Here is a 6,408-nt window from a genome sequence, read left to right on the forward strand (position 1 = left end):
ACTGTGTATAGTGTGTATATACAGTTTGTATATACAGTTCATTAATAATGAGAGGTGAAAATTTGTGCATATCCATTTAAGCAATGCGAGTGATAAACCAATTTACGAGCAAATTACTGTACAGCTAAAAGAGGCGATTTTAGCAAATAAATTACATGCTGGCGATGCACTCCCCTCTATTCGTGCACTCGCAAAGGATCTCAAAATTAGCGTAATGACAACAAAACGAGCTTATGCAGATTTAGAGCGAGATGGCTTTATTGAAACCGTAGCTGGCAAGGGTAGCTTTGTCACTGAACGCAACCAAGACTTTCTCCGTGAGGAATTATTGCGTCAAGTAGAGGAGCATCTGCAAAAAGCCGTAAGAACAGCGAAAACTGCAGGTATTACAAAAGAGGAAATAGCAGACTTACTTTCGTTAATTGTTGAGGAGGACAACTAAATGAATACCATAGAAATTCATGATTTACACAAAATCTTTGAAGGCTTTTCATTAAAAGATATTAGTTTTTCAGTACCACAAGGAACTGTTATGGGCTTTGTTGGTGAGAACGGTGCAGGGAAATCAACTACTATTAAATGCATGCTCAATTTATTGAAAAAAGAATATGGCGAAATTTTGCTATTCGGCAAAGATATTGTCGAACATGAGCTTGCGATAAAAAACGACATCGGTGTCGTTTTCGACGAGCTGCACGTACCTGAAACGCTTAATGCGACGCAGCTCGACAAATTTATGAAAAAGGTATTTAAAACATGGGATTCTACCTATTATTTTGAGCGATTGGCACAATTTAAAGTACCTAAGCGAAAAAAGGTAAAAGAATTATCTCGAGGAATGAGGATGAAGCTATCAATTGCATTAGCGTTGTCACATCATCCAAAATTATTGATTTTAGATGAACCGACAAGTGGACTAGATCCAATTATACGTGATGAAATTCTCGACTTGTTTTTAGATTTTATGCAGGACGAGACACATAGCATTTTATTTTCATCACATATAACGAGTGATCTAGAAAAGATAGCCGACTATATTACATTTATTCATAATGGTGAAATTTTATTTAGTGAAAGCAAGGATGTCTTACTGTATGACTACGGTATTTTCAAAGGAAACAAAGAGGAAGTAAGCGATTTACCAGAGCAAGCCATTATTCGCAAACGTAATGGCGCTTTCGGGCTTGAGGTACTTGTTCTAAAAAATGAAATAAGTGAAGCATTTACCGTTGAAAGGCCTACTATTGAGGATATCATGCTATTTTACGTGAAAGGTAGTGTTCCATTATGACTGCTCTTCTAGTGAAAGATTTAATGACCATTCAACGGCAATTAAAGACACAAGTCCTTTATCTTTTACCCATTCTTTTTATATCCATTGTGTTTGAACAAGGATATTTTATTTTTCCTTTTATTTTATTTATCCTAATTATTCAAGCAGTCACTGCTATTACTTATGATGAACTATGTGATTTTGATAAATATGCCAATACTTTACCCATTTCAAAGAGCGAAATTGTCCTTAGTAAATACATGCTCAGCCTTTTTCTAATGTTTATCGCATTGATTATTGCGTTACCTATTATTTTTATAATTAATCACTTCACCAACAATTGGGAAACAGCTAACTATTTCCTTTCATTTAACCTTATTACTGCAGCAGCATTATGTATGCTTGCTTTATTATTACCAATCTATATAAAATTCGGCTCTATAAAAGGGAGATTCGTTCTTATTGTCCTATGCTTTATTCCAGGCTTGATTATCGGTTTGTTAGATGCGTACTTTGCGAATATTTTGCTAGTTGCTTCTAAACTACAACATTTGAGCTATCTCGCACCTTTTATCGGACTTTTTATTTTATGGTTATCTTCTCTTATTTCAACAGCAATCTATAAACGTAAGGAATTTTAGGAGGGAGGTTACATGCACTATGAAAGCTTTATTATGGCATAGATTGTCCATGCAAAAATGGTATATATTTTTGTTGCTTATAATTAGTTTGTCCATTACTTTCATAAACTTACATTTTTTCAATGACTCTTCTATCGTCATATTTGCGTTAATTTTTTCTACGACAATAGTCGAAAGCATGTATACGCAAGATCATAAAGTGAAGTGGGAACTGTTTGTGAATAGTCTTCCTTTAACCAAAAAGACACAGTTACAAGCGGATTATCTTTACTGTTACGGCTTAATTGCACTACTTTTTATCACATCTGCTCCTATTTATTTTTCACCGTTTTACGAACATAGCAATAGCTTCGAGCATATCGCTATTTATTTCGCAAATATTAGCTGTGCTATTTTGCTTGTTTGTACGCAATTTTATACACACCATATAGAGGAGACGAAAGGGATGCGTTCCTTTAGAATGATCGTTTTTGTATTACTTATTTTTTCTATTAATTTTCCAATTCATTATTATTTATCAATGGTAGCTGTCAATATGTCAGTTATTTTAATACCAACAGTAATTAGCGTAATCATCAGTATTGTCGTTTTTCGAAAATGCCATGTGCTGTATAGAGCTAAAGAGATCTATTAATGCTAACAACAATCCTACTGATCAATAAATAGGACAAGCCCCACCATGAAATAAACCATGATGGGGCTTGCTTTGTAAATACAAGGTGAAGACTAATTTTCTGTTGCGGGTTGCTCGCTTTCCGCCGGGCGTTGCTTAAGCGTCCAGTCGGAGCGAAAATCAAACGCTCACGTTTATGCTATTTTTTATCAATTACTACATGTTTTAAAGTGTCAGTAGTTACATCAATATCAAACGCTTTACCGAAACCGACAACGTAACGACCTTCTAAAGGTGTTAGCTCAAATAGTGAAAAATCAAGTGTGCGCAATAATTGCATCATTTTCGCATTATGCACTTCATCGAATAATGCAAACACTTCCTCATAGCCTTCATTACCTAATAAAGTTGGTGTACATTGCCAACGTGCACGCTCTGTCGCAAACGGGTTAGCTGTTACTGCCTCGTCTGCTACACATATTAAATCTACAAATTGAGACTGCTCCATTAGTTTAAAATGCTCAGCAATCCGACTAATATAAACATAAAATTTCCCGTTTAGTCGCACAAATGGTGTAGTACTGCTGAACGGCTTACCTTCTGCATCTACAAGACTAAGAACACAACTTTTTTTACCTTGTATAAACGCTTCATAATCCTGTTTAATTTGGTCCATGTTCATTTCTTTTTGCATCCTAATTCCTCCTATGCCTTCACAGTACTTTTTAATTGAATTCGTGGAGCGGAATCCCATGATACATATTGAATTTCCGCTTCCATCCGATAAATTTGCTGAATCATTTCTTCTGTCATCACATCTTCTGGCGTACCAATTTGTGCTCGGTATCCATCCTTTACAACGACAATTTGGTCGCTATAACTAGATGCTTGATTTAGATCATGAAGTACCATAACAACGGTCATCCCCATTTCACGATTAAGCTCTCGTACTAATTCCAGTACTTCATGTTGATGGGCAATATCTAAATAAGTCGTAGGCTCATCCAATAATAAAATTTGTGGTCGTTGTGTCAATGCCATCGCAATCCATGCGCGTTGCGATTCTCCACCAGATAACGCCGCAATTGGTTGATCTCGATAATGCATTAACTGCGTTCTCTCTAATGCCCAATCAATGATTTCTTCATCTTCAGCATTTAAACGTTCAAACCATTTTTTATGTGGATAGCGACCATAAGCGACTAAATTTCGAACTGAAATATCTGCTGGTGCTTGATTTCGCTGACTAAGAATACACATTTTCTGTGCAATTTCTTTAGACGAAAGTCGACGTATATTTTCGCCATCGAAGGTAATTGTCCCACCACTGTAAGGCTGCATACGTGCAATGGCCTTTAGTATAGTAGACTTTCCAGAGCCATTCGGCCCGATAATGGATAGTACCTCTCCTTTGTTGACATCAAATGAAAAATTATGGACAACTTCTTTTTGCTCATAACGGACAGATAGCTGTTCAATTTTTAACAATTAAAACGCCTTCTTTCGCATTAAATATAAGAAATAAGGTCCACCAATAACAGCCATAATAATCCCTGCTGGAATATCTAGTGGCGCAAATAATGTCCGACCACCTGTATCTGCAATAAGTAATACTATAGCGCCCATTGCCATACTCATCGGTAACATGTACTTATAGTCTGAGCCTACAAGCATGCGCGCCATATGGGGAACGATTAAGCCGACAAAACCAATCATACCAATTGCCGCTACTGAGATAGCCGCTAAAAATACAGCTAAAATTGATAACATAATACGGATACGTGTTACATTTTCGCCGAGGTTCACTGCAACTTGATCTCCTAGGCGAATAATATTCGCCTTTCGGATAGCAAAGATTGATATAATCCAACCGATAATTGCGTAAGGATAAATCATATGTAGCGAAGCATTTCCCTTCGCTGCAAGGCTACCATTTAACCATTGCACAGCAGACGGAAGACGATCACTATACATGATGGATAGGAAACCAATTATTCCGCCACCTAATGCATTGACAGCAACACCTGACAAAATAATGGTAATTGGTGAAATACCTGAACGGCGCCAAGCTAATGCGTAAACAATTGTTGCCGCAAGTAAGCCTCCCACAAATGCTGCTATCGGAATGTAGCTTGTGAATTCCGGATTCGCTAACATAATAATTAACACAAAAGCGGCAGCACCACTTGTTACACCTGTCAATCCTGGGTCAGCTAATGGATTTCCCATCACTGCCTGCAATAGCGCACCTGAAATTGCAATATTTGCGCCAATAATCAATGCTAGTAACACACGTGGCAGTCGAATATCCCAAATTATCGTTGTATACACACCTTCATTTGTCCGGCCATTTAATATCGTTGATAGTATTTCTGGAATTGTAATATGGACACTTCCAAGTCCAATGGCAACAATCGCTGCTATTAATGTCAGCACAAAGGTAACGATTACGATTATGCGACTTCTCGTTGTACTAATCATAGTTAAACCTCATTCTTACTTGTAGAAATAATCTGCAATTGTTGTAAGTGCTGTTTCTACATTGGCAATAGAAGTCACACCAAATGTACTATAATCAAGCATATAGATTTTGTCATTTTTATAAGCTGACAATTGCGTCCATGCACTGTTTTTCTCAATTTCTTGCTTAAATTTATCTTCATTCGCTCCATGATCACCTGATGCTAATACGAAAATCATATCCGGATCAGCTACTACAATATCTTCTAAGTTCATTGGTGAATATGTTGATTCTGCTTTTAACACTGATTGTGCAATATTATCTGCACCTAAACGTTCAACTAAACTACCTAAATATGATTTTTCGCTCATAACCATGAATGAATCAGATGTACCAATTACTAGCATTACAGATGGAAGTTCCTTGCCTTTCCCCTGTGTTTCTAGTTCATTTTCCTTCGCTACAATACTTTGTAGCACTTCATTCATTTTATCTTCTTTTCCAAAGTATGTACCAAGCACTTTGAAACTTAATTTTAAATCGTCATATGACTCTGTCGGTAAATATGCTGTTGGAATATTCATTCCTGTTAGTGCTTGATCCAACGAACTTTGAAGAGCTGATGCCCCAATAATTAAACCTGTTTGTAAACTTGAAATTACTTCTAAATCCGGTGCCATCGGTGAGCCAATTTTCGTAATTGCCTCAAAATCTTTAGGAAGTGGATTTGTCGATGTTGGAACTCCCACTGGTGTAATACCTAATAGGTTAAGCATCTCTGTTAACGGGACAGATGTAGTGACGATCTTGTCAGGCACCTCTGCTGGGAAACTTGCTAAAGCTTTTTGAAATGCTTCTTCATCTACGCCGTCTTCAAATGCTTCTGATGCATCTTCTTTTACATCTGTTGCTACTTCTTGTTCTGGTTTATCTGTTTCTTTTTCTACACCTTTTTCTTCTTGCTTCGCACATCCTGCTAATGCACATACTATTACTAAAATACTAACCCAAACCCACTTTTTCATATTTTCTATCTCCCTACTAGTTGATAATGATATTCAATGTCATTCATAATATCAGACTTCATTGATAATAGCAATGTCTAATTGATAATATCTTCTCCAATTGAAAAATATGCATAGCTTATATTGCATCCTCCAGTAGTAGCATGTGAACCAATAACTAAATGAAAAAGCGAGGCATTTAACGATTGAATTGTTGAATACCTCGCTAGAGACTGGAAACAAGGAATTAAATTAAGGTGATTCGCTCCGAGTGACGACACTTTCCGCGCAGGAGTCTAGCTAGCATAAAAATTGTTTGGGTGCCTGGCACTTAGCATAATATCGGCTCCTAAATCGGTAAAATCCACTCCGCTTTCCGCGGGCACCGTGTAAGCCGCAACCCTCGCTGTCGCGCG

General features: G+C 37.1%; 8 protein-coding genes. 4 read left to right on the forward strand and 4 right to left on the reverse strand.

Annotated features, from left to right (window positions below):
• Positions 1–64 precede the first annotated feature (64 nt).
• From ACQKNX_RS13425 to ACQKNX_RS13440, 4 genes are read left to right on the forward strand one after another with little or no spacing between them, the layout of a single operon-like run.
• The gene (locus ACQKNX_RS13425) at positions 65–442 is read left to right on the forward strand and encodes a GntR family transcriptional regulator (protein ID WP_427429315.1); all 378 of its coding nucleotides are present in this window, start codon (positions 65–67) and stop codon (positions 440–442) included.
• Positions 443–1,291 (forward strand): ABC transporter ATP-binding protein, encoded by an 849-nt coding sequence (locus ACQKNX_RS13430; RefSeq protein ID WP_427429316.1) that lies wholly within the window; start codon positions 443–445, stop codon positions 1,289–1,291.
• Positions 1,288–1,914, forward strand: coding sequence for an ABC-2 transporter permease (locus ACQKNX_RS13435; RefSeq protein ID WP_427429317.1), 627 nt, complete (start codon positions 1,288–1,290; stop codon positions 1,912–1,914). Before ACQKNX_RS13430 ends, ACQKNX_RS13435 begins: the two co-directional genes overlap by 4 nt.
• Positions 1,915–1,933: 19 nt before the next feature.
• Entirely contained in the window at positions 1,934–2,548 is a 615-nt protein-coding gene (locus ACQKNX_RS13440; RefSeq protein ID WP_427429318.1) for an ABC-2 transporter permease, read from the forward strand.
• Between the two features lie 178 nt (positions 2,549–2,726).
• On the opposite strand, the gene ACQKNX_RS13445 is transcribed toward ACQKNX_RS13440, so the two are convergent.
• Genes ACQKNX_RS13445 through ACQKNX_RS13460 form a run of 4 tightly spaced genes read right to left on the reverse strand, consistent with a single transcriptional unit; the run spans position 2,727 to position 6,013 of the window.
• Positions 2,727–3,221, reverse strand: coding sequence for a HugZ family protein (locus ACQKNX_RS13445; protein ID WP_427429319.1), 495 nt, complete (start codon positions 3,219–3,221; stop codon positions 2,727–2,729).
• A gap of 11 nt (positions 3,222–3,232) precedes the next feature.
• On the reverse strand, positions 3,233–4,015 hold the full coding sequence (locus tag ACQKNX_RS13450; RefSeq protein WP_401020336.1) for an ABC transporter ATP-binding protein: 783 nt from the start codon (positions 4,013–4,015) through the stop codon (positions 3,233–3,235).
• Positions 4,016–5,008, reverse strand: a complete 993-nt coding sequence (locus ACQKNX_RS13455; protein ID WP_427429320.1) for a FecCD family ABC transporter permease — start codon at positions 5,006–5,008, stop codon at positions 4,016–4,018.
• A gap of 15 nt (positions 5,009–5,023) precedes the next feature.
• Positions 5,024–6,013, reverse strand: a complete 990-nt coding sequence (locus ACQKNX_RS13460; protein ID WP_427429321.1) for an ABC transporter substrate-binding protein — start codon at positions 6,011–6,013, stop codon at positions 5,024–5,026.
• Positions 6,014–6,408 lie beyond the last annotated feature (395 nt).

It is taken from the genome of Lysinibacillus sp. NPDC093712 (assembly GCF_050280025.1).
Lineage (GTDB): Bacteria > Bacillota > Bacilli > Bacillales_A > Planococcaceae > Lysinibacillus.

What these genes read in the sequence shown, in the direction of transcription:
- ACQKNX_RS13430 (WP_427429316.1), top strand. Translation starts at nt 443, where the DNA reads ATGAATACCATAGAAATTCATGATTTACACAAAATCTTTGAAGGCTTT.
- ACQKNX_RS13435 (WP_427429317.1), top strand. Translation starts at nt 1,288, where the DNA reads ATGACTGCTCTTCTAGTGAAAGATTTAATGACCATTCAACGGCAATTA.
- ACQKNX_RS13440 (WP_427429318.1), top strand. Translation starts at nt 1,934, where the DNA reads ATGAAAGCTTTATTATGGCATAGATTGTCCATGCAAAAATGGTATATA.
- ACQKNX_RS13445 (WP_427429319.1), bottom strand. Translation starts at nt 3,221, where the DNA reads ATGCAAAAAGAAATGAACATGGACCAAATTAAACAGGATTATGAAGCG.
- ACQKNX_RS13455 (WP_427429320.1), bottom strand. Translation starts at nt 5,008, where the DNA reads ATGATTAGTACAACGAGAAGTCGCATAATCGTAATCGTTACCTTTGTG.
- ACQKNX_RS13460 (WP_427429321.1), bottom strand. Translation starts at nt 6,013, where the DNA reads ATGAAAAAGTGGGTTTGGGTTAGTATTTTAGTAATAGTATGTGCATTA.